This is a genomic window from Streptomyces sp. RKAG337 (genome assembly GCF_023701715.1).
Lineage (GTDB): Bacteria > Actinomycetota > Actinomycetes > Streptomycetales > Streptomycetaceae > Actinacidiphila.
The window spans coordinates 2429789-2455737 of sequence record NZ_JAJOZA010000001.1; the positions used below are offsets into that span (position 1 = coordinate 2429789).

The 25949-nt window shown below is 72.0% G+C and carries 23 protein-coding genes and 2 tRNA genes; 8 read left to right on the plus strand and 17 right to left on the minus strand.

Going from position 1 to position 25949, the window contains the following annotated elements; translation table 11 throughout:
* Positions 1–50 precede the first annotated feature (50 nt).
* The 8 genes from LNW73_RS10445 to LNW73_RS10475 form a co-directional block, all read right to left on the minus strand.
* Positions 51–1046, minus strand: a complete 996-nt coding sequence (locus LNW73_RS10445) for a tetratricopeptide repeat protein (protein WP_138350925.1) — start codon at positions 1044–1046, stop codon at positions 51–53.
* A gap of 17 nt (positions 1047–1063) precedes the next feature.
* On the minus strand, positions 1064–1186 hold the full coding sequence (locus tag LNW73_RS35935) for a biotin/lipoyl-binding protein (RefSeq protein WP_269284347.1): 123 nt from the start codon (positions 1184–1186) through the stop codon (positions 1064–1066).
* Positions 1187–1275: 89 nt separating this feature from the next.
* The gene (locus LNW73_RS10450; RefSeq protein WP_250989739.1) at positions 1276–2619 is read right to left on the minus strand and encodes an HD domain-containing protein; all 1344 of its coding nucleotides are present in this window, start codon (positions 2617–2619) and stop codon (positions 1276–1278) included.
* 122 nt (positions 2620–2741) lie between these two features.
* On the minus strand, positions 2742–4142 hold the full coding sequence (locus tag LNW73_RS10455) for an HD-GYP domain-containing protein (protein ID WP_250992871.1): 1401 nt from the start codon (positions 4140–4142) through the stop codon (positions 2742–2744).
* 208 nt (positions 4143–4350) lie between these two features.
* Positions 4351–4674: a mycothiol system anti-sigma-R factor gene (rsrA, locus tag LNW73_RS10460; RefSeq protein ID WP_250977630.1), complete on the minus strand. Its 324-nt coding sequence runs from the start codon at positions 4672–4674 to the stop codon at positions 4351–4353.
* Complete coding sequence (locus LNW73_RS10465; RefSeq protein ID WP_374117423.1) at positions 4671–5336, minus strand: sigma-70 family RNA polymerase sigma factor; 666 nt, start codon at positions 5334–5336, stop codon at positions 4671–4673. Before LNW73_RS10465 ends, rsrA begins: the two co-directional genes overlap by 4 nt.
* 240 nt (positions 5337–5576) lie before the next feature.
* Positions 5577–6242 (minus strand): alpha/beta hydrolase family protein, encoded by a 666-nt coding sequence (locus LNW73_RS10470; RefSeq protein WP_374118072.1) that lies wholly within the window; start codon positions 6240–6242, stop codon positions 5577–5579.
* Positions 6243–6256: 14 nt separating this feature from the next.
* Positions 6257–7072, minus strand: coding sequence for an SOS response-associated peptidase (locus LNW73_RS10475; protein WP_250989741.1), 816 nt, complete (start codon positions 7070–7072; stop codon positions 6257–6259).
* 54 nt (positions 7073–7126) lie between these two features.
* On the opposite strand from LNW73_RS10475, the gene LNW73_RS10480 reads away from it, so the two are divergent.
* The 4 genes from LNW73_RS10480 to LNW73_RS10495 all read left to right on the plus strand — a co-directional run bounded on the left by LNW73_RS10480 (position 7127) and on the right by LNW73_RS10495 (position 10788).
* Complete coding sequence (locus LNW73_RS10480) at positions 7127–7840, plus strand: M50 family metallopeptidase (RefSeq protein ID WP_250977626.1); 714 nt, start codon at positions 7127–7129, stop codon at positions 7838–7840.
* A gap of 112 nt (positions 7841–7952) precedes the next feature.
* Entirely contained in the window at positions 7953–9290 is a 1338-nt protein-coding gene (gene aroA / locus LNW73_RS10485) for a 3-phosphoshikimate 1-carboxyvinyltransferase (protein ID WP_250989742.1), read from the plus strand.
* 7 nt (positions 9291–9297) lie between these two features.
* Positions 9298–10302: a ribosome small subunit-dependent GTPase A gene (gene rsgA, locus LNW73_RS10490; RefSeq protein WP_138350934.1), complete on the plus strand. Its 1005-nt coding sequence runs from the start codon at positions 9298–9300 to the stop codon at positions 10300–10302.
* Between the two features lie 162 nt (positions 10303–10464).
* The gene (locus LNW73_RS10495) at positions 10465–10788 is read left to right on the plus strand and encodes a DMT family transporter (protein ID WP_138351078.1); all 324 of its coding nucleotides are present in this window, start codon (positions 10465–10467) and stop codon (positions 10786–10788) included.
* A gap of 48 nt (positions 10789–10836) precedes the next feature.
* Here the strand turns inward: LNW73_RS10495 and LNW73_RS10500 are convergent, their stop codons facing one another.
* Both LNW73_RS10500 and LNW73_RS10505 read right to left on the minus strand, forming a co-directional pair.
* Positions 10837–12423 carry an MFS transporter gene (locus tag LNW73_RS10500; protein ID WP_250989743.1) on the minus strand — a complete coding sequence of 529 codons (1587 nt, stop codon included), beginning with the start codon at positions 12421–12423 and terminating at the stop codon, positions 10837–10839.
* A gap of 110 nt (positions 12424–12533) precedes the next feature.
* Positions 12534–13193 carry a TetR family transcriptional regulator gene (locus tag LNW73_RS10505; protein WP_250989744.1) on the minus strand — a complete coding sequence of 220 codons (660 nt, stop codon included), beginning with the start codon at positions 13191–13193 and terminating at the stop codon, positions 12534–12536.
* A 133-nt stretch (positions 13194–13326) separates the two neighbouring features.
* Between LNW73_RS10505 and hisN the strand changes: the two genes are divergently transcribed.
* Both hisN and LNW73_RS10515 read left to right on the plus strand, forming a co-directional pair.
* On the plus strand, positions 13327–14127 hold the full coding sequence (gene hisN / locus LNW73_RS10510; protein ID WP_250977622.1) for a histidinol-phosphatase: 801 nt from the start codon (positions 13327–13329) through the stop codon (positions 14125–14127).
* A gap of 102 nt (positions 14128–14229) precedes the next feature.
* A complete protein-coding gene (locus LNW73_RS10515) occupies positions 14230–14640 on the plus strand; it encodes a CBS domain-containing protein (RefSeq protein WP_250989745.1) in 411 nt (136 codons plus the stop codon).
* Positions 14641–14742: 102 nt separating this feature from the next.
* On the opposite strand, the gene LNW73_RS10520 is transcribed toward LNW73_RS10515, so the two are convergent.
* Entirely contained in the window at positions 14743–16203 is a 1461-nt protein-coding gene (locus LNW73_RS10520; protein ID WP_250977620.1) for a catalase, read from the minus strand.
* A gap of 140 nt (positions 16204–16343) precedes the next feature.
* Here LNW73_RS10520 and LNW73_RS10525 point away from each other — a divergent pair, with 140 nt between their 5' ends.
* Positions 16344–16754, plus strand: a complete 411-nt coding sequence (locus LNW73_RS10525; RefSeq protein WP_138350940.1) for a Fur family transcriptional regulator — start codon at positions 16344–16346, stop codon at positions 16752–16754.
* On the opposite strand, the gene LNW73_RS10530 is transcribed toward LNW73_RS10525, so the two are convergent.
* From LNW73_RS10530 to LNW73_RS10550, 5 genes are all read right to left on the minus strand, one after another.
* Entirely contained in the window at positions 16720–18090 is a 1371-nt protein-coding gene (locus tag LNW73_RS10530; protein WP_250989746.1) for a hypothetical protein, read from the minus strand. The two genes, LNW73_RS10525 and LNW73_RS10530, sit on opposite strands and share 35 nt — an antisense overlap.
* Before the next feature lie 273 nt (positions 18091–18363).
* Positions 18364–18437: transfer RNA gene (locus LNW73_RS10535), tRNA-Met, on the minus strand.
* A gap of 119 nt (positions 18438–18556) precedes the next feature.
* Positions 18557–20452 (minus strand): tetratricopeptide repeat protein, encoded by a 1896-nt coding sequence (locus tag LNW73_RS10540; RefSeq protein ID WP_250989747.1) that lies wholly within the window; start codon positions 20450–20452, stop codon positions 18557–18559.
* Between the two features lie 167 nt (positions 20453–20619).
* Positions 20620–20693, minus strand: a tRNA-Met gene (locus LNW73_RS10545).
* A 41-nt stretch (positions 20694–20734) separates the two neighbouring features.
* A complete protein-coding gene (locus tag LNW73_RS10550) occupies positions 20735–23596 on the minus strand; it encodes a UPF0182 family membrane protein (RefSeq protein WP_250989748.1) in 2862 nt (953 codons plus the stop codon).
* A gap of 131 nt (positions 23597–23727) precedes the next feature.
* On the opposite strand from LNW73_RS10550, the gene LNW73_RS10555 reads away from it, so the two are divergent.
* The gene (locus tag LNW73_RS10555; protein WP_203675294.1) at positions 23728–24282 is read left to right on the plus strand and encodes a PPA1309 family protein; all 555 of its coding nucleotides are present in this window, start codon (positions 23728–23730) and stop codon (positions 24280–24282) included.
* 62 nt (positions 24283–24344) lie between these two features.
* Here LNW73_RS10555 and LNW73_RS10560 read toward each other — a convergent pair whose 3' ends face one another.
* Positions 24345–25421: a YlbL family protein gene (locus tag LNW73_RS10560; protein ID WP_250989749.1), complete on the minus strand. Its 1077-nt coding sequence runs from the start codon at positions 25419–25421 to the stop codon at positions 24345–24347.
* Between the last annotated feature and the right edge of the window lie 528 nt (positions 25422–25949).

Below are 25949 nucleotides of genomic sequence, written 5' to 3' on the forward strand. Positions count from 1 at the left end.
GCCTTCCCAATACCGTCATAGACCCGTCAAGCGTACGGGGCCGCGCAAGGTCAGCAGACCTCCTCCAGATCACGCCAGTCCCGGGTGTCTGGACTGTCCGCGATCCAGCTGTCGAGAAGGCCTCGTACGAGGGCGGCGGGCGCCGCTATCCCGCACTCGCGTTCGGGGACCCAGAGGGAGCCCGCGCTGTGGTGGCTGAGGTGGCCGGGGTGACCGGGTTCACCGTGGTCATGGGGGTCGCGGGAGGTCGCGGAGCCGTCGTCGGTGGGCATCCGGCTCTCCGAGCAGGTGCGGCAGAGCAGCCGTACGGAGGACGACCAGTCCTCGGCGGCGAAGCCGGCGTCGGCGGCCAGCCGCTCCAGGGCGTCCCGGTCGGCCGCGGTGGCGGCCTCCAGCAGGACCAGCCAGGTGGGCACCGGTGAGGGCGCCCACAGCTCGATCTCGTCGAAGACCGGGTACACGGACTTCGCGGAGCCCTCCGCGGTGGCGCGCTCGCCGTGCGGGACGCCGTCGTGCAGCACGACCTCGCCCCAGCGGCGGCCCGAGGACGGCAGCGGGATGCTCAGCACCTCGATCCTGGCCGGATCCAGCCGGCGGCCCCAGACGACCTCGGCCTCGCCCTCCGGCGACAGCCGCACCGCGGCACTGCCCAGCGCCAGCCGGACCGCTTCCTCGGAGGCGCTCTCGGCGGAGCCGGACGGCAGCCGCAGCCCGTACGCCTGCCAGGAGCGGCGGGCCAGCGGCCAGTCCTGCAGGGCGGTGGCGGCGATGCCGAGGTTCCACCAGTCCGGGGCGCCGGAGTCGCGGTCCAGCAGGGCCACGGCGCGCAGCCCCGCGGTGCGGGCCTGCTCCCAGTCGTGGCGGAACTTGTGCAGCAGCGCGAGGTTGTACCAGGACTCGGAGAGCCACGGTTCCATGTCGGCGGCGCGCGTCAGCAGCGCGCCCGCGTCCTCGTAGCGCCCGTCGCCGATGAGCGAGAAGGCGCGGTCGGTGGCCTGCCGCCACGTAGGGGAGGGCCGGTGCCGCACTCTGCCGAAGATCCTCACGATTCCCGCCTGCCTGCTCAGCCGATCACGGCCGGGACGTCGCCTTTCCGCACCACGTCCCCCTCGGACACCTTCAGCCCGGTGACGATTCCCGGCATCTCGGTGAGTACCGGGATTTCCTGCTCCACGGTCTCCAGCATGACGACGCTCCCGTCCCCCCGCAGGTTCTTCCCCCGCTCAGTGACAACCTTCCACATATCGGCCGGAGTCTCAGCCCGGATTCCGGTCCTCACCACTCCTCCTTGCCATCCCCAGCCGCATCCAACCATGCCGGTCGCGGGCGCCGCTCATTACCGTCCGGTTCCCCGCCGGCGGCCCGGGCCGTCCCGCCACGGGCGAGAACCCGGGTCAGCGCCTCCACGACGCCCGGATCGTAGTCCCGGGCGGTGGACAGCCGCAGCCGCTCCACGGCCGCCAGACGGCGGTCCAGGGCCGCCGTCCCGCCGGTCAGGTCCTCGTACGCGTTGACGGCGCGGACGATCCGGCCGGCAAGGGGCTGTTCGCGGTAGGGGTCGGCCTGGCGCTCGACGATCACCGCGACCTCGGCCGGAACGCCGGTCTGGCGGACCACGACACCGCCCAGCAGCGCGATACGGCGCCGCTCCTCGGGCTCCAGCGGCTCGGTGGCACCGCCGGGGACGGGGTCGACGAGGGAGAGCTGGCCGATGTCGTGCATCAGGGCGGCGTACTCCAGGAGCAGCAGCTCACGCTGCGCCATCCCCAGTTCCCGGCCGACCTCCCGGCTGAGGGCGGTGACCCGGCGGGCATGGCCCGTGGGCGTGTAGCCGGCGACCTCGGTGGCGCGGGCGAGGGAGGCGATCGTCTGCCGGTAGGTGGCCCGGATCGCGGCATGGCGGCGGAACGAGACCTGGGTGAGCAGCAGCGGGAGGCTGAAGACGGGCAGCGCCCAGAGCCCGGCGACGCCCACCGCCAGGGCCATCACGACACCGCCGGCGCAGACGGCGGAGCCGATGGTGGGCAGGGCCCGCAGCTCGTCGCGCAGTACCGGCGCGAAGGGGTGGCCGGTCCTGGCGGCGGCGAGCGTCGCGGCCAGCACGGCGTCGCACAGGGCGGTGAGCGCGAGCAGCGCGAACAGGAACAGCGCGTAGAGCGGGCCCGGGTCGAAGAAGCGCTGCAGCAGGCCGGAGTTGTAGAGCGGCTGGAAACAGGTGGCGGCGAAGGCCACGGCGAGGACGCGGCGGGCGGCGTTGTCCAGGGAGCGTGCGTCCGCGGTGTCCTGGATGCCGGTGACCGCACGGGTGGTGCGGGGGCCGGGCAGCGCGTTGGCCAGCCGGCCGAGTGCGGCGGCCACCACGACCACCGCGACGACCTGGAGGACCCCGTGCGAGGTCGGGGCGCCGTCCGCCTCGCCGAGCAGCGCGTACGCCAGCGCCCCCGCGGTGGCCAGCGGCGCCGCCTCGCGGTCGCCGGGCAGCGGGATCCGGGCGGCCTCCCCCACCGCGATCAGCGCGCCGAAGGCGGCGGCCGTCGCGGGCTCGGCGACACCGGCCCACGCCGTCCAGCCGATCGCCACGACGGTGAGCAGCGCGGTCGCCGCGTAGGCCGCCCCCACGACGAGCGGCGTCCGCGGCCGGGCTCCGGCGCGGGACGCGCCCCGGCCGTGCCGTCCGTGCCGGGGCCGGCGGCCGGGGGGCCATCGGGGTGGCCCGGCCGCGGGATCGTCACGGGGGGACGTCATGGCCGGTGGTCCGGCGCGGCGGCCGTGGCGGTGGCGCCGGCGGAGCGCGGCAGCGGGAGGGCGGGCCCGGCGGCGCCCGGCGTGGGCAGGTCGGGTACGTCGGCCGTCGCGGTGGGGGTCCAGACGTGCCGGTCGAGGGCGCTGATGAGGCCGGTGACCATGGCCGGGTCGAACTGGGTCCCGGCGCAGCGGCGGAGTTCGGCCAGCGCCTCGCCGACGCCCCTGGCCCGGCGGTAACTGCGGGTGGAGGTCATGGCGTCGAAGGCGTCGGCGACGGCGACGACGCGGGCGAACTCGGGGATCTGGTCGCCGGTCAGCCCGAAGGGGTAGCCGCTGCCGTCGATCCGTTCGTGGTGGTGCAGGATCGCGGCGCGGGCCTCGCCGAGGAACGCGATGCCGCGCACCACCTCGTGGCCGTACTCCGGGTGCAGTTCGATCACCCGGCGCTCCTCGGGGGTGAGCGGCCCGTCCTTGCGCAGCAGCCGGGTCGGGACGCCGATCTTGCCGATGTCGTGCAGGATCCCGGCGAAGCGCAGCGCGTCGACCCGGTCCTCGGCCATGCCGATCTCGCGGGCGATGAACACCGAGGCGCGGCCCACGCGTTCGCTGTGGCCGCGCGTGTAGCGGTCCTTGATCTCGACGGCCTGGACGAGGGCCCGGACGGTCGCCCGGTGCGCGGTGTGCTCGCGGTGGACCTGGGCGAAGACCCAGCAGGCGATGTACATGGGGAGCAGCACCAGAACGGCGGCGAACGCCCCGTACGAGCCGCGCCACAGCGCCGCCATCATCAGCCCGACCATCCCGTAGGTCAGGTGCGGTGCGATCGAGCCCAGCAGCGGGGTGCCCCAGGCGGCGCGCGGCGGGCAGCGCTCGGCGGTGACGAGCACTCCGCCGACGAGGGTGGTGGCCACCACGCAGAAGGTGAGCGCGGCCGCCGCGGCCGGGAGCAGCAGATACGGGAAGTCGAGCCCGTTCAGGGCGCGTTCGCCGCCCAGCAGCCGCTGTGCGTGGCCGGCGGCGAAGGTGGCGACGCCGAGCTGGCCGGCGCGCCAGCAGCGCCGCAGCCAGCGCGGGCTCTGCCCGACCCGGCCGGCCAGCGATCCCGGCAGGGCGACCAGCGCGGCGGCGGACGGCGGCAGCATCAGCGCCGCGGCGAGCAGCACGGGGTAGAACGAGCCGATCCCGGCGGGCGCGTCACGTCCGGGGTTCCGGCCCGCGGCCGCCAGGGTCCCGCGTGCCGCGGGCGGAAGGCCGATCTCGCAGACCGCGTACAGGACGGCGAGGACGGCGACCGTCAGCCAGGGCGTCCGGCCGTCGAACGCGGGGACGGCGCATGAGCAGGCGGCGAGCAGGACCACCGCGATGTAGCCGCGGGCCGCCGGCGGCAGGGTCCGCAGACTCACCCGGATCCTCGACCGCAGGCCGTCCGCCCTGATCGCCGACCGCAGGCCGTCCGCCCGGATCCTCGAATCCAGCACCTTTGCCTCCCAGTGCCTGCGACGGGCGCGGCTCAACCCCCGTTGAATCCTCGGAGGATAGGGCCGCGCCCGTCGGGCGGGAGACCGATATGCGGTTTGGGCGGAATGGGCCTGTCGTCAGTCACCCCTACGGGTGAGCTTCGGCTCCGCTCCCGGCGATGATCTCGGGTGCCTGTTCCGGCACCGGTGAGATCTCGCCGGAACGGATCAGCTCGATCCGCATCATGACCTTCGACCGGAGGTCGGTGGGAACGTCGTCATGGCCGCAGCAGCGCTTGACGAGCTTCTTCACCGCCGCTTCGAGGCCGTACTTCTCCAAGCACGGGTGGCACTCGTCGAAGTGCTCCCTGAACTTGGCGCAGGCGTCGTCGGACATCTCCTCGTCGAGATACTCGTAGAGGTGGTCGAGCACCTCGGAGCAGTCCGTCTCATGTGCGTTGCCGCAGCTCATGTCCCTGAGCCCTTCTCGTCTCCCGCGCCGGCCGGGACGAGCCCGCGCTCACGGGCGTAGTCCTCGAGCATCGAGCGCAGCTGGCGCCGCCCGCGGTGCAGTCGGGACATCACCGTGCCGATGGGTGTCCCCATGATGTCCGCGATCTCCTTGTACGCAAAGCCCTCGACATCCGCGAGATAGACGGCGATACGGAATTCCTCGGGGATCGCCTGCAGCGCCGACTTCACATCGGAGTCGGGCAGGTGGTCGAGCGCCTGGGACTCGGCCGACCGCAGGCCGGTCGACATGTGCGACTCGGCGCGTGCGAGCTGCCAGTCCTCGATCTCCTCCGAGCCGCTGCGCAGCGGCTCGCGCTGCTTCTTGCGGTAGGAGTTGATGAAGCTGTTGGTGAGAATGCGGTAGAGCCACGCCTTGAGGTTCGTTCCCTCACGGAACTGGTGGAAGGACGCGTACGCCTTCGCGTACGTCTCCTGCACCAGGTCCTCGGCGTCCGCGGGGTTGCGGGTCATCCGCAGCGCGGCCGAGTACATCTGGTCGAGGAAGGTGAGGGCGTCCCGCTCGAAGCGCTCATTGCGCTCCGCGGAGCTCTCCTGTGCTTCCTCGCCGGCCGTGCCCGCAGCACCCGCTGTGCTGTCGTCGGTGCCGGTGACCGGAACCACCTCCTCCAGAACGGTCACGGGCCCAAAACCGGACCCGCTCGGTTCGGAGGATATCCCGCTGGAGATCGGCGTGCCGGGCGTGCCGGTCCTGCCGCCTGTCGCAGGCCACTGAGCCCAGTCCAGGTAGGGCGCCTTCGCCTTGGCGTTCGCGCGTGGCTGGCATGCGGCTGAAACCATGCGGCTGCTTCCTCACTCTGCGTTTTCGTACCGGTGATCCGGACAACGCACGGATCACGGTCGTCATTCCCGCCGATCCCGCGCCCGTGTGCGAACGGCGGTGTGTCCGAGTCCGGACAGCCAGTCACCGACACCGTCCGTGATCACGCTGAGTGCGTCCTCCTGGGAGAGGTCGGCCTTCTTCGGGACGGCGAAGCCGTGGTCGGCGTACGGCACCGCGACGATCTCCGTCCCGGCGGGGAACTCCTCCGGCGGCCCGAACGGATCCCGGCCGCCCTGCACCACCAGCGTCGGAACACCGGCGCCCAGCAGTTCGGCGGCCCGGGACTTCTCCGGCCGGCCCGGCGGATGCAGCGGGAACGACAGCGCCAGCACGGCGGCCGCCCCCAGGTCCACGGCCGTGCGGCAGGCGACCCGGGCCCCGGCGCTGCGGCCGCCCGCGATCACCGGCAGGCCCGGCTCCGCCAGGACGGGCCACAGCGCCCGCCAGGCCACGTCCAGGGTCTTCGGCGCGGGCGCCACCTTCTTGCCGGCCACCCGCCACGGCTGCTCGACCAGCGCCACGGTCACGCCCAGGGCGGGCAGCGCGGCCGCCAGCGCGACCAGGTCGCGGGCCTCGATGCCGCCCCCGGCGCCGTGCCCCAGCGCGAGGACCGCCCGCGCCTTCCGCCCGCCGTCATGCCACGTCACGCGGGCCTCGCCCGCCGGTGTGTCGATCACCCGCCCCATCCTGCCGGTCCCGGTCAGAAAAGGGTTTCCTCCGCGGGGGCGGCCAGCGCGTCGGTCAACTGCGGCCCGTTGTTCCTGACGTTGCTGACGTCCGTGCCCACCGGATACAACCGCATCAGCCCGGCGGCCGGCGGCGCGAGCAGGCCACGCAGCTCGTCGGGATCGGTGGTGGCCGGATCCAGCCAGGCGTCCCAGCGGTCCGGGGTCAGCACCAGCGGCATCCGGGGGTGGACGGCGGCCAGCGAGGCCGGCCCCTCGCCGGTGAATCCGGCGGGCGGGGTCCGCTCCGCCTCCGTCGTGATGACGGTGCAGGTGGACCACCACGCCTGCGGGTGGTCGTCGGGCAGCGTCCGGTCCCGCCAGAACTCGTACAGCCCGGCCATCGCCATCACCGAGCCGTCCGCGGGGGTCACGAAGTACGGCTGCTTGCGCGCCCGCTTCTTCTTCCCCTGCTCCTCCAGCTGCCGCTCGTCCTTCGCGGTCACCCACTCGTAATAACCATCGGCGGGTATGAGGCAGCGGCGGGCGCTGAAGGGGCGGCGGAAGGACGGCTTCTCGTGCACCGTCTCCGCCCGCGCGTTGATCATCTTCACGCCGACGTCCGGGGTCTTCGCCCACGACGGCACCAGCCCCCAGCGCAGCTTCCGCAGCTGCCGTACCGGCTCGGGGGTCTCCGCGCCCTTCAGTGGGCGCTCCAGCACGACGTACACCGGATCCGTCGGCGCCACATTCCAGTTCGGCGCCAACTCCTCCTTCGGCTCCCGCTGCTGGACCTCGAAGAGAGCCGTCAGATCCTCGGGTTGCCGGCTCGCCGCATATCGACCACACATGAGTGCCAGACTGCCACGGCACTCCGACATGGCGCCGCTCGTTGCAGGGGAACGATGGATATCAAGAGCTTCACGGAACTATGGGACCGCGTGGTCGGTACCCAGCCCGATCCGTCGGCCTGGCTGGTCGGCGGTACGGCGCTGATAGCGCTCGCCGCCGTGCTGCCGGACGGCATATGGCGGCTGAGCCGCAACGCGATCACCATCGCGCACGAGGGCGGCCACGGCCTGCTCGCGCTGCTGACCGGGCGCAGCCTGGAGGGCATCCGGCTGCACTCGGACACCTCGGGCCTCACCGTCTCGCGCGGCAAGCCCTCAGGGCTCGGCATGATCCTGACGGCCGCCGCCGGGTACACCGCGCCGCCGCTGCTGGGCCTGGCCGGGGCCGCGCTGCTGGCCGCCGGGCACATCACGGCGCTGCTGTGGGGGGCCACGGCGCTGCTGCTGGCGATGCTGATCATGATCCGCAACGCGTACGGGGCGCTCACGGTCGTGGTGACCGGTGCCGCGTTCCTGCTGGTCTCCTGGCTGACCGGACCGCAGGTGCAGGCGGCCTTCGCCTACCTCGTCGTCTGGTTCCTGCTGCTCGGCGGCTCGCGTCCGGTCTTCGAGCTGCAGCGCACCCGCAGACGCGAACGGTCGAACACCTCGGACGCGGACCAGCTGGGCCGGCTGACCCACACCCCGGTGGGCCTGTGGCTGCTGCTCTTCTACGCGACGGCCGGCTGCGCGCTCGTCGGCGGCGGGCGCTGGCTGCTCGGCCTGTGAGGCCGGTGGGGCCCACCGGGTCCGCGCCGGGCTCCGGTACGGCCCTCCGCGGCCTCCTGCCGGGCTCCCGCACTCCGGGCGGGGCCGCCGCCAGCCACTAGGCTTGGTGCCCATGACCGACAGTTCCCCGCACACCGCTCTCTGGCCCGCCCCCGTCGCCTCCGGCCCCGTCGACGCGACGGTCACTGTGCCCGGATCCAAATCGGTCACCAACCGCGCGCTGGTGCTCGCCGCGCACGCCTCCGAGCCCGGCTGGATCCGGCGCCCGCTGCGCAGCCGCGACACCGTGCTGATGGCGGACGCGCTGCGCGCCATGGGCGTGCAGATCGACGAGCAGGTGAACACGGTCGGCGGCGGCGAGGCCTGGCGGGTCATCCCGGCCGGGCTGCACGGCCCGGCGCGGATCGACGTCGGCAACGCCGGCACCGTCATGCGCTTCCTGCCGCCGGTCGCGGCGCTGGCCGACGGCCCGGTCCGCTTCGAGGGCGACCCCCGGGCGTACGAGCGGCCGCTGCAGGGCGTGATCGACGCGCTGCGCACGCTGGGCGCCCGGATCGACGACGAGGGACGCGGCGCGCTGCCGCTCACCGTGCAGGGCGCCGGCTCGCTGTCCGGCGGGCCGGTGGAGGTCGACGCCTCGTCGTCCTCGCAGTTCGTGAGCGCGCTGCTGCTGTCGGGGCCGCGGTTCAACCAGGGTCTCGAGCTGCGGCACACCGGCCGCACGCTCCCCTCCCTCCCCCACATCCGCATGACGATCGACATGCTGCGGGTCGCGGGCGCGAAGGTGGACGCCCCGCAGGACGGCGGCGAGCCGAACGTCTGGCGGGTCGCGCCGAGCGCGCTGCTCGGCCGGGACCTGACGGTGGAGCCGGATCTGTCGAACGCGGCGCCGTTCCTGGCGGCGGCGCTGGTCACCGGCGGCCGGGTCACCGTGCCGGACTGGCCGGAGCGGACCACCCAGCCGGGCGACGCCCTGCGGGAGATCTTCACCCGCATGGGCGGTACGTGCGAGCTGACCGAGCAGGGGCTGACGTTCACCGGCACCGGCCGGATCCTGGGCATCACCGCGGACCTGCACGAGGTCGGCGAGCTGACGCCCGTCATCGCGGCGGTCGCCGCGCTGGCCGAGTCGGAGTCCGTGCTGTCCGGGGTCGCGCATCTGCGGCTGCACGAGACGGACCGCCTCGCGGCGCTCGTCACGGAGATCAACGGCCTGGGCGGCGACGCCACCGAGACCGAGGACGGACTGCGGATCCGGCCCCGCGCGCTGCGCGGCGGGGTCTTCCACACCTACGAGGACCACCGGCTGGCGACGGCGGCGGCCGTGCTCGGCCTGGCCGTGCCCGGCGTGCAGGTGGAGAACGTCGCCACCACCGCCAAGACGCTCCCGGAGTTCCCGGAGCTGTGGACCGAGATGCTCGGGACCCCCGTCACGGCGGGGCGGGGCTGACCGCGCCATGCGCCGCTACGGCAAGAACCCCGACGAGGACGACATCCGCGTCCGCCCGAACACCAAGGGCAACCGTCCCCGCACCAACATCCGGCCCAAGCACGAGGACGCGGCCGAGGGCATGGTCCTCACCGTGGACCGCGGCCGGCTGCACGTCCTGATCGAGGACCGCACCATCGTCGCGATGAAGGCCCGCGAGCTGGGCCGCAAGAGCGCCGTGGTGGGCGACCGGGTCGCGGTCGTCGGCGACCTGAGCGGCGGCAAGGACACCCTGGCGCGGATCGTGCGGGTCGAGCCGCGCAAGTCCGTGCTGCGGCGCACCGCCGACGACGACGATCCGTACGAGCGCGTGGTCGTCGCCAACGCCGACCAGCTCGCGATCGTCACCGCGCTGGCCGACCCCGAGCCGCGCCCCCGCATGATCGACCGCTGTCTGGTGGCGGCGTACGACGCGGGCCTGGAGCCGCTGCTCGTGCTGACCAAGTCCGACCTGGCCTCGGCGGACACCCTGCTGGAGACGTACGCGACGCTGGGCGTCTCCTATGTGGTCACCACCCGGGACGACTTCCTGACCGGCGGGGTGGACGCGGTCCGCGAGCGCCTCAAGGGCCGGATCACCGCGTTCGTCGGGCACAGCGGGGTCGGCAAGACCACGCTGGTGAACGCACTCGTCGAGCGGCAGCGCGCCACCGGCATCGTCAACGCCGTCACCGGCCGCGGCCGGCACACCACCACGTCGGCGCTGGCCCTCCCGCTGCCGGGCGACGCCGACGGCTGGGTCGTGGACACCCCCGGCGTGCGCTCCTTCGGCCTGCACCACATCGATCCGTCCCGCGTCATCCTGGCCTTCCCCGAACTGGTGGCAGGGACCGAGGAGTGCCCGCGCGGCTGCAGCCATGACGAGCCCGAGTGCGCACTGGACGCGTGGGTCGCCGCCGGCCACGCCGATCCGGCCCGGCTCGACTCGCTGCGCCGGCTGCTGGCGACCCGTGAACGCCGCGAGGGCGACTGATCCCTGGCGCGGGTTCCCCGGCGCCCTCGTTCGACCGTTCGCCCGTTTGCCCCTTCATCCGAGGAACGTTGCCGCCATTTCCGGGCATGCTGTGTGATGATCCATCAGTCCGACGGCAGCGCCTCGGACGGCAGGCAGGGCGACGGAACGGGAGGCACCTCGATGGCATGGCTGCTCGTGGTGGTCGCAGGCATCCTGGAGACCGGCTTCGCGGTCTGTCTCAAGCTCTCCCACGGGTTCACCCGCCTGTGGCCGACGATCGCCTTCGCGGTCTTCGCCCTCGGGAGCTTCGGCCTGCTCACCCTGTCCCTGAAGAAGCTCGACGTCGGCCCCGCGTACGCGGTGTGGACGGGGATCGGCGCCTCGGGAACCGCCATCTACGGCATGGTCTTCCTCGGCGACATCGTCTCGACGCTCAAGATCGTCTCGATCTGCCTGGTCCTGGCGGGCGTTGTGGGTCTGCAGCTGTCGGGCTCCTCGCACTGACCGAAGGGGGCCGCCCGGCGGATTCGCCGGACGACCCCCTCTGCGGACTCAGCGCGCGACCGCCTCCGCGGCGTCGCCACCGGCCGGCTCCCCGGCCGAATCCCCGTCGTTCTCCGTGCCCTTGGCGGCCGGTGCGGACGCCGGCACCTGGCGGAGCAGGACCACGGCGAGGACCGCGGCCGTGAACGTGACGATCGCGGCGCCGAAGGCGGCGGCGTGGACGCCCGCGGTGAACGCTTCCCGTGCGGTGTCGAGCAGTTCGGTGCCGGCCCTGCCGGGCAGCCGCGCGGCCGCGGCGACCGCGCCGCCGAGGGTCTCGTGCGCCTCCGCCGGCGTACCGCTCATCCGGTCGTGGTAGACGGCCGTTCCGATGGTGCCCAGGATCGCCATGCCGAGCGCGCCGCCGAACTCGCTGCCGGTCTCGGAGAGGGCGGAGGCGGAGCCGGCCCGCTCGGGCGGCGCCGCCGCCAGGATCAGGTCGGCGGTGAGGGTGCTGCCCATCAGCAGCCCGGCGGCGACCAGTGCGGCGCCGGTCAGGGCGACCGCGATGCCGGAGTCGGTCCGGACCCGGGTGAGCACCAGGGCCCCGACGGTCGTCAGCAGCAGCCCGGCGGCCAGCAGATAGGCGGGCCGCACCTTGTCGGCGAGGACGCCGGAGACCGTCATCGCGATCATGATGGCGGGCATGACGGCCATGGACCACAGCGCGGCGTGGAACGGGCTCTTGCCGAGGACGAGTTGCAGATACTGGTTGGTGTAGAGCGTGACGCCGATGAAGGCGAACATCGCCAGCACGTTGATCAGCAGCGACGCTGTGAAGGTGCGCTGCCGGAACAGCTCGATGTCGATCAGCGGGTCGGCCGAGGTGCGCTGCCTGCGGACGAAGAGCCAGGCCACCGCCAGTCCCGCGACGACCGACAGGGCGGGCACCGGCTCAACTCCGTGCACGGCCATCTGCTTGATCCCGTAGATGACCGGGAGGACGGCGGCGAGCGACAGGAACGCGCTGAGCACGTCGAACCGGCCGGCCCGCGGGGCGCGGTACTCGGGCAGCAGCACCGGGGCGAGGACCAGCAGCAGCACCATGGCGGGCACGTTGATCAGGAACGCGGCGCCCCACCAGAAGTGCTCCAGGACGAAGCCGCCGACGATCGGCCCGACGGTGGCGCCGCCGACCATGGCGCCGGTCCAGATGGAGATCGCCGTCTTGCGCTGCCTGGCGTCGTGGAACATGTTGCGGATCAGCGCGAGCGTCGAGGGCATGAGGGTGGCACCGCCGAGGCCGAGCAGCGCGCGGGTGGCGATCAGCACCTCGGCGCTGCCGGAGTACGCGGCGACGACGGAGGCGATACCGAAGGCGGTGGCGCCGATGAGCAGCAGGCGGCGCCGGCCGATCCGGTCGCCGAGCGCCCCCATCGTGATCAGCATGCCGGCGAGCACGAAGCCGTACATGTCCATGATCCACAGCTGCTGGGTGCCGCTGGGCGCCAGGTCCTCACTGATGAACGGCAGTGCGAAGAACAGCACGCTGATGTCCATCGAGATGAGGAGCGTGGGCAGGAAGAGGACCGCGAGGCCCGTCCATTCCCTGCGGCCGGCCAAGGCCGTGCCGTTCGACGTGCCGGTCCCCGTCATGTCGTGCTCCCTCCGGGTGGTGCGGGCCGGACGCTGCGGCGTCCTGGCTCACACCCTCCAAGGAGGCGCTGACCGTTCGCGCACCGATCGCTGACCGGCCCGCCCGCGGCTCACCAGCCGTGCGCCAGCAGCCCGCGGACCAGCCGCGCGACCTGCAGGCAGGCGTCCTCGTCGGAGGCCGAGGGGGCGACGACGTAGGCGAGGGTGAGCCGGACCGCGACCTCGCACGCCCAGCCGATGTCGGCCAGATCCAGCTTGGGATAGCCGTGTTCGAGAGCGCCGACCGCCCGGTTGCGGATCTCGGTGACGAGTTCGCCGGGCGCGGGCGCGGCCGCCGCCACCGGGGGCTGCGCCATCGAGGCGGGCGCGGCGCTGAAACGCGTCGCATGCGGTGAGCGCTGGAGCGGGATCCCGGCGGCCGCCACGGCCGGCAGCCGCTCGCTGCGGCAGCCCGTCAGGGTGGCGCGGACCAACGGGCTGCGGCGCGCGCTGTGCAGTGTCCAGGCCGCGGCGGCGGCGAAGCAGTCGCCCGCGTCCGCGCCCTGCCGTTCCGCTTCCGCCAGGGCGTTCTCGACCCCGGCCAGAAACGTGTCGGCCTCGCGGCGCGCGAGCGCGCGGGCGAGGCCGTCCTTGCTGCTGAACTCGTTGTAGAGGGTCTGCCGGGACACCCCGGCCGACAGCGCCACGTCGACCATCCGCACCGCCGCCCAGGGCCGGGCGCCCAGTGCGGCCAGAGCCGCGTCCAGTAATGATTCCCGCGCAGTAGGCATCATCGCCTCCAAGGCCCCGCATATGTCCCGGACAGCGGCCGTGGGCAAAGAATTGACGCGCCGCGGACCCCTGTCAAGGCTCCGCGCACCGTCCGCGTGACCTCGGCCGGTTGCGATCGCTACTGTTCGCCTTATGCCCGACTTCAACGACGACCTGCGCCTCGCCCACATCCTCGCGGATGCCGCCGACGCCACCACCATGGAGCGCTTCAAGGCTCTGGACCTCAAGGTCGAGACCAAGCCCGACATGACGCCGGTGAGCGAGGCCGACAAAGCGGCGGAGGAGCTGATCCGCAGCCAGTTGGGCCGCGCCCGGCCGCGGGACGCGGTGCTCGGCGAGGAGTACGGCAGCCACGGCAACGGCCCGCGGCGGTGGATCGTCGACCCGATCGACGGCACCAAGAACTACGTGCGCGGGGTCCCCGTCTGGGCCACCCTCATCTCCCTGGTGGTGAGCGGCGAGCACGGCGACGAAGGCGTGGTGGGCGTGGTCTCCGCGCCGGCGCTCGGGCGGCGCTGGTGGGCCTCCAAGGGCCGGGGCGCGTACACCGGGCGCAGCCTGTCGGCTGCCACGCGGCTGGCGGTGTCGAAGATCAACAAGCTGGAGGACGCGTCCTTCGCGTACTCCTCGCTCAGCGGCTGGGAGGAGCAGGGCCGGCTCGACGGCTTCCTGCACCTGTCCAGGAACTGCTGGCGCACCCGCGGCTACGGCGATTTCTGGCCGTACATGATGGTCGCCGAGGGCTCGGTCGACATCTGCGCCGAGCCGGAGCTGAGCCTGTGGGACATGGCGGCGCCCGCCGTCATCGTCCAGGAGGCCGGCGGCCGGTACACCAGCCTGGACGGCGAGCCCGGCCCGTTCGGCGGGAACGCGGCGGCCTCGAACGGGCACCTCCACGAGGAGCTGCTGGGATACCTGGGGCGCACGGGCTGAACGAAACGGCGGCGCGCCTCCCCTTGCTGAGCCGGACAGAGCATGTGAACATGAGAATGCCCGAGCTTGTGAACTTGTGAAAGCATTCTCTAGGGGTAGCCCATGCTCGTCCGAGACGCCATGAGCACCGTCGTCCTGACCATCGGACCCGCCCACACACTGCGCCAGGCCGCCCGTCTGATGGCCGTCCGGCGGATCGGCGCGGCCGTCGTCCTCGACTCCGACACCTGGGGAGTCGGCATCCTCACCGAGCGCGACATCCTCAACGCCATCGGCACCGGTCTGAACCCGGACGTCGAGACCGCCCACGACCACACCACCACCGACGTCGTCTTCGCGACGCCCGAGTGGACCCTGGAGGACGCCGCGTCCGCCATGGTGCACGGCGGTTTCCGGCATCTGATCGTGCTGGACGGCCGCGACCCCATCGGGATCGTGTCGGTCCGCGACATCATCCGCTGCTGGGCCCCGGACCGGGCCACCGCCGGAGCACAGAGCGCACTGGCCGGCTGACCCCCGCCCGCGACCCGCGCCGACGGCCGTTCCGGCCACGGACAGCGAAGAGGCCGGAGCCCCATGGCGTCCGGCCTCTTCGGTTTTACGACAAGCGTCCGGTCAGCCGCGGAGGGCCTGGACCGCGGCTTCCAGCCGCTTGCCGTAGTCGGGGTCCGCCTGGCGGAAGTTGTGCACCGCGCGCTCGGCGATGTCGTCGCGCGAGACCTTGGAGATGAACTGCGCCAGGTTGTCGACCAGGCGCTCCTTCTCGTCCTCGGACAGGGCGCGGTAGAGGTTTCCGGCCTGCACGAAGTCGTCGTCCTCGGCGTGCGAGGGCGCCTCGGAGGTGCCGGTGGCACCGGAGACCGGGACCGGCTGCCACAGCGGCTCGTTCGTCTGCCGCGGGCCGCCGAAGCTGTTCGGCTCGTAGTTCTTGGCGCCCTTGTGCCGGCCGTCGTACAGGTAGCCGTCACGGCTGTTGGTGCGCGCCTCGGTGGCGTGCGGGCGGTTCACCGGCAGGTGGTCGGCGTTGATGCCGACGCGGTAGCGGTGGGCGTCGCCGTACGCGAAGAGCCGGCCCTGGAGCATCTTGTCCGGGGACGGGCCGATGCCGGGCACGAAGTGCGCCGGGGAGAAGATCGACTGCTCGACCTCGGCGAAGATGTTCTCCGGGTTGCGGTTGAGCTCCAGCTTGCCGATCTCGATCGGCGGGTAGTCCGCGTGCGGCCACACCTTGGTGAGGTCGAACGGGTTGAAGCGGTAGTTCGCCGCCTCGGCCGCCGGCATGATCTGGACCTGCACCGTCCAGGACGGGAAGTCGCCGCGCTCTATCGACTCGCGCAGATCGCGCTGGTGCGAGTCGGGGTCCATGCCCGAGAGCCGGTTCGCCTCGTCCGTGGTCAGGTTCTTGATGCCCTGGTCGGTCTTGAAGTGGTACTTGACCCAGAAGACCTCGCCCGCGGCGTTGTTCCACTGGTAGGTGTGCGAGCCGTAGCCGTTCATGTTGCGCAGCGTCGCCGGGATGCCGCGGTCACCGAAGAGCCAGGTCACCTGGTGCGTCGACTCGGGGCTCAGGCCCCAGAAGTCCCATACGTTGTCCGCCTCCTGGGAGCCGGTGTACGGGTCGCGCTTCTGGGTGTGGATGAAGTCGGGGAACTTGATGGCGTCCTTGATGAAGAACACCGGGGTGTTGTTCCCGACGAGGTCGTAGTTGCCGTCCTCGGTGTAGAACTTCAGCGCGAAACCGCGCGGGTCGCGCACCGCGTCCGCCGAACCCAGGTTGCCCGCCACGGTGGAGAACCGCAGGAAGGTCTCGGTCTGCTTGCCGACCTCGGACAGGAACGCCGCCCGGGTCCACTCCGAGACGTCACGCGTCAGCGTGAAGGTGCCGTAGGCGCCGGCGCCGCGGGCGTGCACGATGCGCTCCGGGATGCGCTCACGGTTGAAGTGCGCGAGCTTCTCCAGCAGCGACTGGTCCTGGATCAGCACCGGGCCGCCCGGACCCGCCGTCTGGCTGTTCTGGTTGTCCGCCACCGGTGCTCCGGCCTCGGTGGTCAGCGGGCCCGTTTCCTGAACCGTCACGTGCGTCTCCCTGGATCCTGATCGACCTGTCCCTCGGCTGTCGCCGGAATCGATCCTACGATAGACAGAGTCTAAGTCAAGAAGAGAACCATCCCCGGACTCATTCAGACCCCGGACCGAGCGCTGTTAGGCTGATGCGTATGAGTGACCTTCTGGAACGACTGCGCGAACGCGGCTGGCGGCTGACCGCCCAGCGGCGTGTCGTGGCCGAGGTCCTCGACGGCGACCACGTGCACCTGACCGCCGACGAGGTGCACGCCCGCGCCACCTCCCGGCTGCCGGAGATCTCCCGGGCGACCGTCTACAACACCCTCGGCGAGATGGTGACCCTCGGTGAGGTCATCGAGGTCGCGACGGACGGCCGCGCCAAGCGGTACGACCCGAACGCGCACCACCCGCACCAGCATCTGATCTGCTCGCGCTGCGGCACGATCCGCGATGTCCACCCCGCCGGCGACCCGCTCGCGAGCCTCCCCGCGACCGAGCGCTTCGGCTTCACCATCGCCGACGTCGAGGTCACCTACCGCGGTCTGTGCCCCGACTGCTCCTGACGGCATCGGCTCCCGCGTCCGGCGCCAGCCGCTCGGCCGCCCTGCGCACGGCCGGCTCGGTACGGGTCCTGCCCACCCAGACCGTTTCCGCGGGCACCTGCGCGGCCACCCGCGCCAGCGCCTCGAACACCTCCCTGGCCACCCCCGGATCGGGGTCGAGCGCCAGCGGCGCCAGCAACCGCACCAGATCGTCCGCGGGCGCGAGCCGCCCCAGCGCCCGCACCGCGCAGCGCCGTACCCGCGCGGGCCGGGCGGCCGGCCCAGACCCGGGTCCCTGTCCAGGTCCCGGCTCGGGTCCTGGCCCGGTGAAGCGGAGCAGCACCGGCACGTCCGTCGCGTCCCCGCACTCCCCCAGGCCCGCCAGCAGACCGGCCAGCAGCCCCGCCGGACCGCCGGGCCCGCTCCGGCCGAGCTGTCTGCGGTAGACCCGGGCCGGCGGCTCACCGCGCCGGTACAGCTGCCACCGCGCCTGCGCCCGCACCATCCGGGCCGGATCGGCGAGCACGCTCACCAGGCGCGCGGCCGGCACGTCGACGGGCAGCGCGGCCACCGCGAGCTCCCGCACCGCCGCGCTGCGCGCCCACATCAGCCGTCCCGCCTGATCCGGATCGATCTCCAGCAGCCGTTCCGCGCACAGCCGCCGGCACACCTGGTCACGGTCGCGCAGCGCGGTCCGCAGCAGGTCGCCGCGTACGTACTCCCCCAGTTCCAGGGCCAGTTCCATCCCGAACCGGCGGGTCCGCGGATCTCCGTCGGCGGCCAGCGCGCGGACCGCCCGCCGGTACCCCGGCTCCGCGAGCACAGCGCGGTACCCGGCCAGCCGACCGCCCGCCCGGCGCCTGCCGCTCAGCCGCAGCAACAGCCGCACGGCGGCCGCGACTTCGTCGGGCGCGGTCCGCACGGGCAGCGCCGCCACGGCGCACTCCCGTACGGCGGGGACCCAGTCGACCGTGCGCAGGGCCAGCGCCGCCGCGGCCAGCGGCCCGCCGACCCCGGTCAGCGCCTCCACCGCGGCCTGCCGGACATGTCCGTCGCGGTCCAGCGAGGCCAGCAGCAACCGCAGCGGATCGGTGCCGCCCGGACGGAGCGGCACGGTCGTGGCGCCATGGGCGCGGGCACCGCGGTCCAGGTGGGGCAGCAGCTCGGGAGGCGACCGCAGCAGGGCGTCGAGCGCCGCGGCACGGTACGGGAGGCCGCCGTCCACCGCGGCCCGCAGGGCGTCCAGCAGTGCCTCGACGGTCTCCGGCCGGCCGGTCACGGCCGCCCGGCACAGCCCGCTCCAGCGTTCCGCGTCGAGCACCGTGGCCGGCGCCGGCCCGTCACGCCGTCGCAGCACGGTCCGCCCAAACCGTCCGCGCAGCAACCCCGCCTCCTCCGTACCGCGTAGGAGACCAGGATCGCGCCGGTGGGGAAGGCTTCCAAGGCTGTTTGCGCGCTTTTGCCCGAACGATGTACGAGGCACTACTCCGGGAGGCTTCCGGACCCTCCTGGAGCGTGCGGCAGGACCGCGCACCAGGACCGTGCGGCAGCGTGCGGCAGGAGCGTGCGGCAGCGGAAACGACGAAGGCCCGGTCCCTGATTTCTCAGGAACCGGGCCTTCGTACTGAAGTAGCGGGGACAGGATTTGAACCTGCGACCTCTGGGTTATGAGCCCAGCGAGCTACCGAGCTGCTCCACCCCGCGCCGTTGTGTCCTCACTGTAGACCAGCGGCGCTGAGCAGTGCAAATCAGGTCCCGGGCGGGCGGCGGCGGGGGCGGGGCCGGGCCGGAGCCCGGCCGGGGCGGCCCTGCGACGACGCGGCCTACGCCGTGAGCTCGTGCTTCACGGCGTCGGTGAGCCGCGCGGCGCGCTCGGCGACCTCGGCCGGGCCGCACTCGACCGCCCGCGCGCACCAGCCCTGGGCCTCGGCCAGCTCGCCGTGCCGGGCGGCGAGCAGCGCCATCCGCAGCGCGGCGCGGCCGTGGCCCGCGTCGGCGGCCCGGGTCCACCACAGGGCGGCCTCGGGCTCGCTGCCCTCACGGGCCAGCAGCAGTCCGAGGTTGAACGCGCCGTTGCGGCTGCCCGCCTCGGCGGCCTCGCGGTACCAGTGCGCCGCGTCCACCACGTCGCCGCGCTTGGCGGCGCACATGCCGAGCCGCACCTGGGCCCGGCGGTGCCCCTGCCGGGCGGCACGGCCGTACCACTCCTCGGCCTCCTCCTCGGCCTCGTCGGTGTCCGCGCGGTCCAGCAGCGCGCCGAGCCGGAAGGCCGCCTCGGGGCTGCCGCCGCCCGCGGCGCACCGCAGGTGGCGTTCCGCGCCGTGGCTGTCGCCCTCGCGCAGCAGCACGATGGCGACCTGGAGCGCGGCCTCGGTGTGGCCGGCCGCGGCGGCCCGCTCGTACCAGCCGCGGGCGGCGGCCTCGTCGCCCCGGTTGGTGTGCAGGATGCCGAGGTTGAACGCGGCGTCGATGCTGCCGGCCTCGGCCGCCTTGGAGAACCACGGCTCGGCGCCGGCCGCGTCTCCGCGCTGCAGCAGCAGGACGGCGAGCGCGTTGGCGGCCTCGCGGTGTCCGGTGTACGCGGCCTTGCGGTACCACTGCTCGGCCTGCGCGGTACGGCCCTGGCCGGCGCAGAGCAGGCCGAGGTTGAACGCCCCGTTGACGTCGCCCGCCGCCAGGGCGCTGCGGTACCAGCGCTCGGCGGTCTGCGTCTCGCCCTCCTCGGCGTGCAGCGCTCCGAGCGCGTTGGCGGCGTTGCCGTCGCCCGCCTGGGCGGCGCGCCGCCACCACGTGGCGGCTGAGTCCACGTCGCCGGCGTCGCGCAGCAGGAAGGCGAGCGCGCAGGCGGCGCGCGCCTCGCCGTCGCGGGCCGCGGTCAGGTACCAGTGGCCGGCTTCCTTGGTCTCGCCGCGCTCCTCCAGGAGCGTGCCGAGACGCAGCGCGGCGCGGCGGTGCCGGCGCGCGGCGGCCTGCCGGTACCACTGCTCGGCCTCGCGCTCCTCGCCGCGCTCGGCGCAGATCCGCGCGATGCGGTACGAGGCCTCGCGGTGGCCGTGCTCGGCGGCGACCCGGAACCAGCGCTCGGCGCCGACGTCCCGCCGGTGGTCGAGCAGATCGGCCAGGGCGTACGCGCCCAGCGTGTGGCCCGACTCGGCGGCCTGGCGCAGCCAGTACTCGGCACCGGGCTCGTCGCCGCGCTCGCGGTAGTGCCGGCCCAGGGCGTGCGCGGCCGGGGCGGAACCCGCGACGGCGGCGATCCGCCACCAGTTGGCCGCCTCGTCCGGGTAGCCGCGCTGATGCAGCAGCAGGGCAAGGTTGTTGGCGGCCGCGCGGTCGCCGTTGGCGGTCGCGGCACGCAGGTACGGCTCGGCCCCGTCGAGGTCGCCGCGGCGCAGCAGCAGGGTGCCCAGCGCGCTCATGGCGGCCGGGTCGCCGTGGTCCGCGGCCCGGCGGTGCCGGACCTCGATCTCGGCCTCTTCGCGGACCGCGAGGCTTTCCTCGTCGGCGAGTTCGGCGGCCTCGGAGGCCTCGGGCAGGTCGGAGAGCTCGGTCCTGTCGGTCCTGGCAACGGGAAGCGAATCGGCGGCGCGCGGCGCCGGCAGGAGACTGGCGACAGCCGGCACGAGCCTGGAGGCGGACGTCGACGTGTCACCCGTCGACCCGCGATCATGGATCTGACGAGTATTCAGCAGTCTTGCACCATCCCCCATAAGGTCCATCGTTGCACCACCCGTTACCGCCGTACACCTGGTATACCGCAACCCAATTGGTCACTTCAGCGTTTTGTCGACTTCCCGACTTGACGCCTTACCAAACGCATGGCTCTGAGCGTCCCCCAAATAAGTGAAGAGGCCCGGAGTCTGTTGACTCCGAGCCTCTTCTGCAGTAGCGGGGACAGGATTTGAACCTGCGACCTCTGGGTTATGAGCCCAGCGAGCTACCGAGCTGCTCCACCCCGCGCCGTTGTGTCCCAACCGTACCACGGCGCGCGGTGTGTCTGATCAGCCCTTCTTTGCCGTCTTCTGCTCCGCTTCCGCCGCCCTCTGGAGTGCGGCGGCCAGATCCTTCTGCGTCTGGCCGTACTTGGCCCAGTCGCCGGCCTTCAGCGCCGCCTGGCCCGCGTCGAACGCCTTCTGGGCGTCCGCGAGCGCCGCGGCGACCGTCGGATCGGGTGCCGGCTTGGTGGGTTGCCCGGTAGCCGGTGGTGGCTGGGTGGTGCCGCCTTCGCTGCTGAACACCTCGTTCAGCGCCGCCTCAAGGGTGTCCTGGAAGCCGATCTGGTTCCCATAGGTCACCAGAACCTTCCTGAGCAGCGGGTAGTTGGTGCCCGCGCCCCTGACGTAGACCGGCTCCACGTACAGCAGGCCGCCGTTCAACGGAACCGTGAGCAGATTGCCGTACTCGACCGTCGAATCGCCGCCGCGTTTGAGCAGGTTGATCTGTGGCGCGACCTTGTTGTCGGAGTTGAGCTTGCTCTGCACCTGTTTGGGCCCGTCCACCGTGGTGTTCGGTGGCAGTTGGAGCAGCCTGATCGCGCCGTAGTCCTTGCTCGTCGCATCGGCGTCGACCGCCATGAACGCGCTGAGGTTGTCGCGCCCGTTGGGCGTGAACGTGGTCGTCAGCGAGAACGCCTGCGAGCTCTGGTCCGGCATCTTCAGACTCAGGTAGTACGGCGGAACCGACTTGCCGGTCTTCGCCGCCGGGTCGTCCGGGACCTGCCACACCTCGCTGCCGCTGTAGAACGTCGACGCCTTGGTCACGTGGTAGCGGGTCAGCAGCTGCCGCTGCACCTTGAACAGGTCCTGCGGGTACCGCAGGTGCGCCATCAGGTCGGGACTGATCTCGCTCTTGTCCTTGACCGTGCCGGGGAAGGCCTTCATCCAGGTCTTCAGCACCGGGTCCTTGGCGTCCCACTGGTACAGGGTGACGGTGCCGTCGTACGCGTCCACGGTCGCCTTGACCGAGTTCCGGATGTAGTTGACCTGGTTCTGCTGCGCGAGCACCGTGCGCTGGCCGTCGGTCAGCGAGTCGGCCGTGGTGTCCCCCAGCGTGGTGCGGGAGGCGTACGGATAGCCGTTGGTGGTCGTGTAGGCGTCCACGATCCACTTCACATGGCCGTCGACGACCGACGGGTACGGATCGCCGTCGATGGTGAGCCACGGCGCGACGGCCTCGACCCGCTCCTTCGGCGTCCGGTTGTAGAGCACCTTGGAGCCCTTGCCGATCGCCCCCGAGTACAGGATCTGCGGCTCACCGAAGCTCACCGCGTACGCGGCCCGCGTGATCGGGTTGTCGAGCCCGACCCCGCTCTTGCCGGTGTAGGTGTACGCCTTCTCACCGCTGTTGTCGGTGTAGTCGATCTCCTTCGTCGGGCCGCCGACGATCGAGTACTGCTTGGTCTGCTCGCCGTAGTAGATCCGCTGCTGGTACTCGGGGAGGGTGCCGGTGGCCGGCAGGTCCTTCTCGGTGAAGTCCGGCGAGCCGTCCGCCAGCGCGTTCGTCCCCTTGGCCGCGACCATTCCGTACCCGTGGGTGTACTTGAAGTGGTCGTTGATCCAGTTGTTCTCGGGGATGCCGTTGACGTTCAGCTCGCGCAGGCCGACGACCGTGTCCTGCTCCTTCTTGTCGGTCGTGTACCGGTCGACGTCGAGCGTGGACGGGAAGGCGTAGTAGCCGCGGGTCTGCTGCAGCTGCTGGAAGGTCGGCGAGACCACGTTCGGGTCCAGCAGACGCACACTCGCCGTGGTGTTGGCGTCGGCCCGCAGGATGTCCTTGTTCGGCGTGGTCGGGGTCCCCGGGTACGGGCTGACCTTGCTGCCGCCGATCCCGTACGCCTCGCGGGTCGCGTCGATGTTCTTCTGGATGTACGGCGCTTCCTTGGCGGCCTCGTTCGGCTGCACCTGGAACTTCTGCACGATCGCCGGGTAGAGCCCGCCGATCAGGATCGCGGAGAGCACCATCAGACCGAAGCCGATCATCGGCAGCGACCAGGTGCGCCGCCACAGCGTCGCGAAGAACAGCAGCGCGCAGATGATCGCGATGGCGAAGAGGATGTTCTTCGCCGGCAGATACGCGTTCGCGTCCACGTAGCGCAGACCGGTCCAGCTGGTGGTGGCCTTGAAGTCGCTCGACTTCACCGCGAGGCCGTACCGGTCCAGCCAGTACGCGACCGCCTTGAGCGACACGAAGATCCCCAGCAGCACCGACAGGTGTCCGGTGGCCGCCGCCGTGGCCCGCCCGCCGGGCGAGGTGATCCGCAGACCGCCGTACAGGTAGTGCACCAGCGCGGCCGCCACCAGGCCGAGCACCACGGCCGCGAAGCCGAAGCTCAGCAGGAAGCGGTACCAGGGCAGGTCGAAGGCGTAGAACGCCACGTCCTTGTGGAACTGCGGATCCTTCGTGCCGAACTGCGTGGCGTTCGTGTACAGCAGCCACGTACGCCACTGGCCGGACGCCGAGCCGCCCGCGATGAGGCCGACCATGGCGCAGACCGCGAGCAGCACCCACTTCTTGTAGGGCGCGATACCCATCCGGTATCGGTCCAGGCTCTGCTGCTCCAGCGACATCGCGCTGAGCGGCGGCCGGAGCCGGTGGGCCAGGTAGATGTTGACGCCGACAGCCGCGGCCATCAGCAGGCCGAAGGTGAAGAACAGGCCGATCTTCGTCCACAGGGTGGTGGTGAAGACCGATGAGTAATGGACCGAGCGGTACCAGAGCCAGTCCGTCCAGAAGCCCGCGAACATGACGAACGCGATGGCGAGCACGATCAGCGCGCCAAGCGTCATCAGTAGCGTCCGCGTACGCCGGGACGGACGGCCGAGTCTGATCCGCGGCCCGGTCGGACCTCCGCCGCGATCCGGCATCTGGAATACCAAGGTGCGCACCTCGAAAGTTCGGTGTCTACGGGCGTCCCGGGTCGGACCCCCACTGGTGCAACTTACTCACGCTTTACTCGGTTCCCGATTTTGGCCTGGGAACAGGCAGGATATTGACCATGTCCAACATTGCGACCGATGGAGCACCTCTCGCGGCGAGCCCGCTGACCCGTGCCGTACTGGAGATCGACGAATATGCGTCCGGTCTCGGCTGGGACCGGCCCGCGCGGCTGTTCGCCCTGGTCGACACCGCACGCCTGCGTACACAGGAACCGGGCCTGGCCGATCAGCTGGGGCTCGCGGAGAAGAACGCCGGGGCGCTGACCCCGGTCGAGCAGGACGAGCTGCCCGAGGGCAAGGCGCTGGACGAGTTCCTCGCCACGATCGCCTGGCCGGACGTCATCGCCGGCTGCGCCATGACGGTGGAGCGGCTGATGCTGCCGCCGTCCGCGGAGGCGGCGATCCCGGAGGGGCTGAACGACGCCAAGCTGGCGAAGTGGGTCGCCGAGCACCCTGAGCGCCAGGAGGTGCGGATGACGGTGGCCGTGCTGCGCAACGGTGCCCGCGAGTCGGCCATCAGGCTCCGCTCCAAGGACACCGCCACCGAGGTCCTGACCGGCTCCGACCTGGTACCGGGCCTGGCGGAGGCACTGGCCGCCACGTTCGAGAGCTGAGCACGGGGCGCGCGGCCGGGCGGGTCCGTGACGGGCCCGCCCGGCCCGCGGCTCAGCTCTTCTCAGCTCTTCGAGCAGCTCGGCAGCGCGTCCGTCTTGTCGGCCTTGATGTTCTCCAGGGCCGACAGGGCGTCGTCGATCGTGCTCACCTTGACGAGGGTGAGGCCGGAGGGGATGTCCTTGGCGGCCTCGGCGCAGTTGTCCGCCGGGGTCAGGAAGTACTGCGCGCCCTGCCCGCGGGCCCCGATCGTCTTGAGGCCGATGCCGCCGATCGGGCCCACCTTGCCGCCGTCGTCGATCGTGCCGGTGCCGGCCACGAACTTCCCGCCGGTCATGTCGCCCGGGGTGAGCTTGTCGACGATGCCGAGGGCGAACATCAGGCCCGCGCTCGGGCCGCCGACATCGGCGAGCTTGATGTCGATGGTGAACGGGAAGAGGTGCTCGACACCGGCCTGGATACCGACGACCGCCCGCGCCTTGCCGTCGTCGGCCGACTTCCGGGTGGTGACCACGACCTCCTTCGTCGCGCCGTCCTTCTTCTTGGCCGCCTCCTCCGGGATGACGGTGAAGACGACGTTCTCGCCCGGCTGGTGCTTGGTGACGAGCTTGGCGACATCGCCGGGCTGCTTCACCTCGGTGCCGTCCACGGCCTTGATCACGTCGCCGGCGTGCAGCTTGCCCTCGGAGGCGCTGCCCTTGACGACCGCGCCGACGATGACGCGGGAGGAGACCGCGATGTTCAGCTTCTTGAGCGCCGAGACCTTGGCACTGTCCTGGGACTGGGTGAACTCCTCGGCGTTCTGCTGATCGGCCTGCTCGGCCGTCTGGCCCTGCGGGTAGAGGGTGTCGTGCTCGACGACCTTCTCGTCATGGCCGATCCAGCCGACCACGGCCTCCACCAGGTTCATCCGGTAGTCCGCGCCGGTCACCCGGACGGTGGTCATGTTGAGATGACCGGTCGTCGGATAGGTCTGGTGCCCGGAAATCTGCAGGACCGGTTCACCCCCGTGATCGCCGAGGGTGTTGACGGTCGGCCCGGGTGACATCTCGGCGTACGGCGCCGGCGTCAGAAGGGCGACGCACAACAGCGCTATCAGCGTCAGGGTCGAGGCGATCAGCGTCGCGGTGCGGCGTGGCATGCCACGAATGTACGGGACCGGTCCGACAAACGGCCCGCTGGGCCGGTCCGTAGCGGCGGGGGCGTCCGCGGTGCCGCTAACCGGAATGCGACTTCTGCATCGCCTCACGGAAGCGCTCGTAGTCCGCCAGCGAGGAGCCGTCCCCGGTGGCACGCGTTCGCGCTGCCCAGCTGCCCCAGACGGTGGCAACGAGCACAGCCACAAGCGGAATGAGCAACCAAGCGAGCGCTGCCATGAAGTACTCCCGACCCCGCGTACGCCAATTATGGACCTATGAGCAGATTAGCTACCCAGTAGGACAACGGTCGGGGCGGGTGGGGAGTTACGCAACCGGAGAGGCTGCCGGGACGCCGCTAGGCCGTGTCTGACAAATAGCGGCGTCCGCCCGGAGGGCGGGGCCCGGGGCGTCTGGTGCGTGCGATCGCAAGGCGGAGGGTCGTCCTCGTACCGGGGTACGTGGATGAGCCCGACAACGCAGCAAGCGTGCGTGCCAGGCGCCCCGGGCTGGGGGCACCTCCCAGCGGTAGC

What these genes read in the sequence shown, in the direction of transcription:
- LNW73_RS35935 (WP_269284347.1), bottom strand. Translation starts at nt 1,186, where the DNA reads ATGCTGGAGACCGTGGAGCAGGAAATCCCGGTACTCACCGAGATGCCG.
- rsrA (WP_250977630.1), bottom strand. Translation starts at nt 4,674, where the DNA reads ATGAGCTGCGGCAACGCACATGAGACGGACTGCTCCGAGGTGCTCGAC.
- LNW73_RS10470 (WP_374118072.1), bottom strand. Translation starts at nt 6,242, where the DNA reads ATGGGGCGGGTGATCGACACACCGGCGGGCGAGGCCCGCGTGACGTGG.
- LNW73_RS10475 (WP_250989741.1), bottom strand. Translation starts at nt 7,072, where the DNA reads ATGTGTGGTCGATATGCGGCGAGCCGGCAACCCGAGGATCTGACGGCT.
- LNW73_RS10480 (WP_250977626.1), top strand. Translation starts at nt 7,127, where the DNA reads ATGGATATCAAGAGCTTCACGGAACTATGGGACCGCGTGGTCGGTACC.
- aroA (WP_250989742.1), top strand. Translation starts at nt 7,953, where the DNA reads ATGACCGACAGTTCCCCGCACACCGCTCTCTGGCCCGCCCCCGTCGCC.
- rsgA (WP_138350934.1), top strand. Translation starts at nt 9,298, where the DNA reads ATGCGCCGCTACGGCAAGAACCCCGACGAGGACGACATCCGCGTCCGC.
- LNW73_RS10495 (WP_138351078.1), top strand. Translation starts at nt 10,465, where the DNA reads ATGGCATGGCTGCTCGTGGTGGTCGCAGGCATCCTGGAGACCGGCTTC.
- LNW73_RS10500 (WP_250989743.1), bottom strand. Translation starts at nt 12,423, where the DNA reads ATGACGGGGACCGGCACGTCGAACGGCACGGCCTTGGCCGGCCGCAGG.
- LNW73_RS10505 (WP_250989744.1), bottom strand. Translation starts at nt 13,193, where the DNA reads ATGCCTACTGCGCGGGAATCATTACTGGACGCGGCTCTGGCCGCACTG.
- hisN (WP_250977622.1), top strand. Translation starts at nt 13,327, where the DNA reads ATGCCCGACTTCAACGACGACCTGCGCCTCGCCCACATCCTCGCGGAT.
- LNW73_RS10515 (WP_250989745.1), top strand. Translation starts at nt 14,230, where the DNA reads ATGCTCGTCCGAGACGCCATGAGCACCGTCGTCCTGACCATCGGACCC.
- LNW73_RS10525 (WP_138350940.1), top strand. Translation starts at nt 16,344, where the DNA reads ATGAGTGACCTTCTGGAACGACTGCGCGAACGCGGCTGGCGGCTGACC.
- LNW73_RS10540 (WP_250989747.1), bottom strand. Translation starts at nt 20,452, where the DNA reads ATGGACCTTATGGGGGATGGTGCAAGACTGCTGAATACTCGTCAGATC.
- LNW73_RS10550 (WP_250989748.1), bottom strand. Translation starts at nt 23,596, where the DNA reads ATGCCGGATCGCGGCGGAGGTCCGACCGGGCCGCGGATCAGACTCGGC.
- LNW73_RS10555 (WP_203675294.1), top strand. Translation starts at nt 23,728, where the DNA reads ATGTCCAACATTGCGACCGATGGAGCACCTCTCGCGGCGAGCCCGCTG.
- LNW73_RS10560 (WP_250989749.1), bottom strand. Translation starts at nt 25,421, where the DNA reads ATGCCACGCCGCACCGCGACGCTGATCGCCTCGACCCTGACGCTGATA.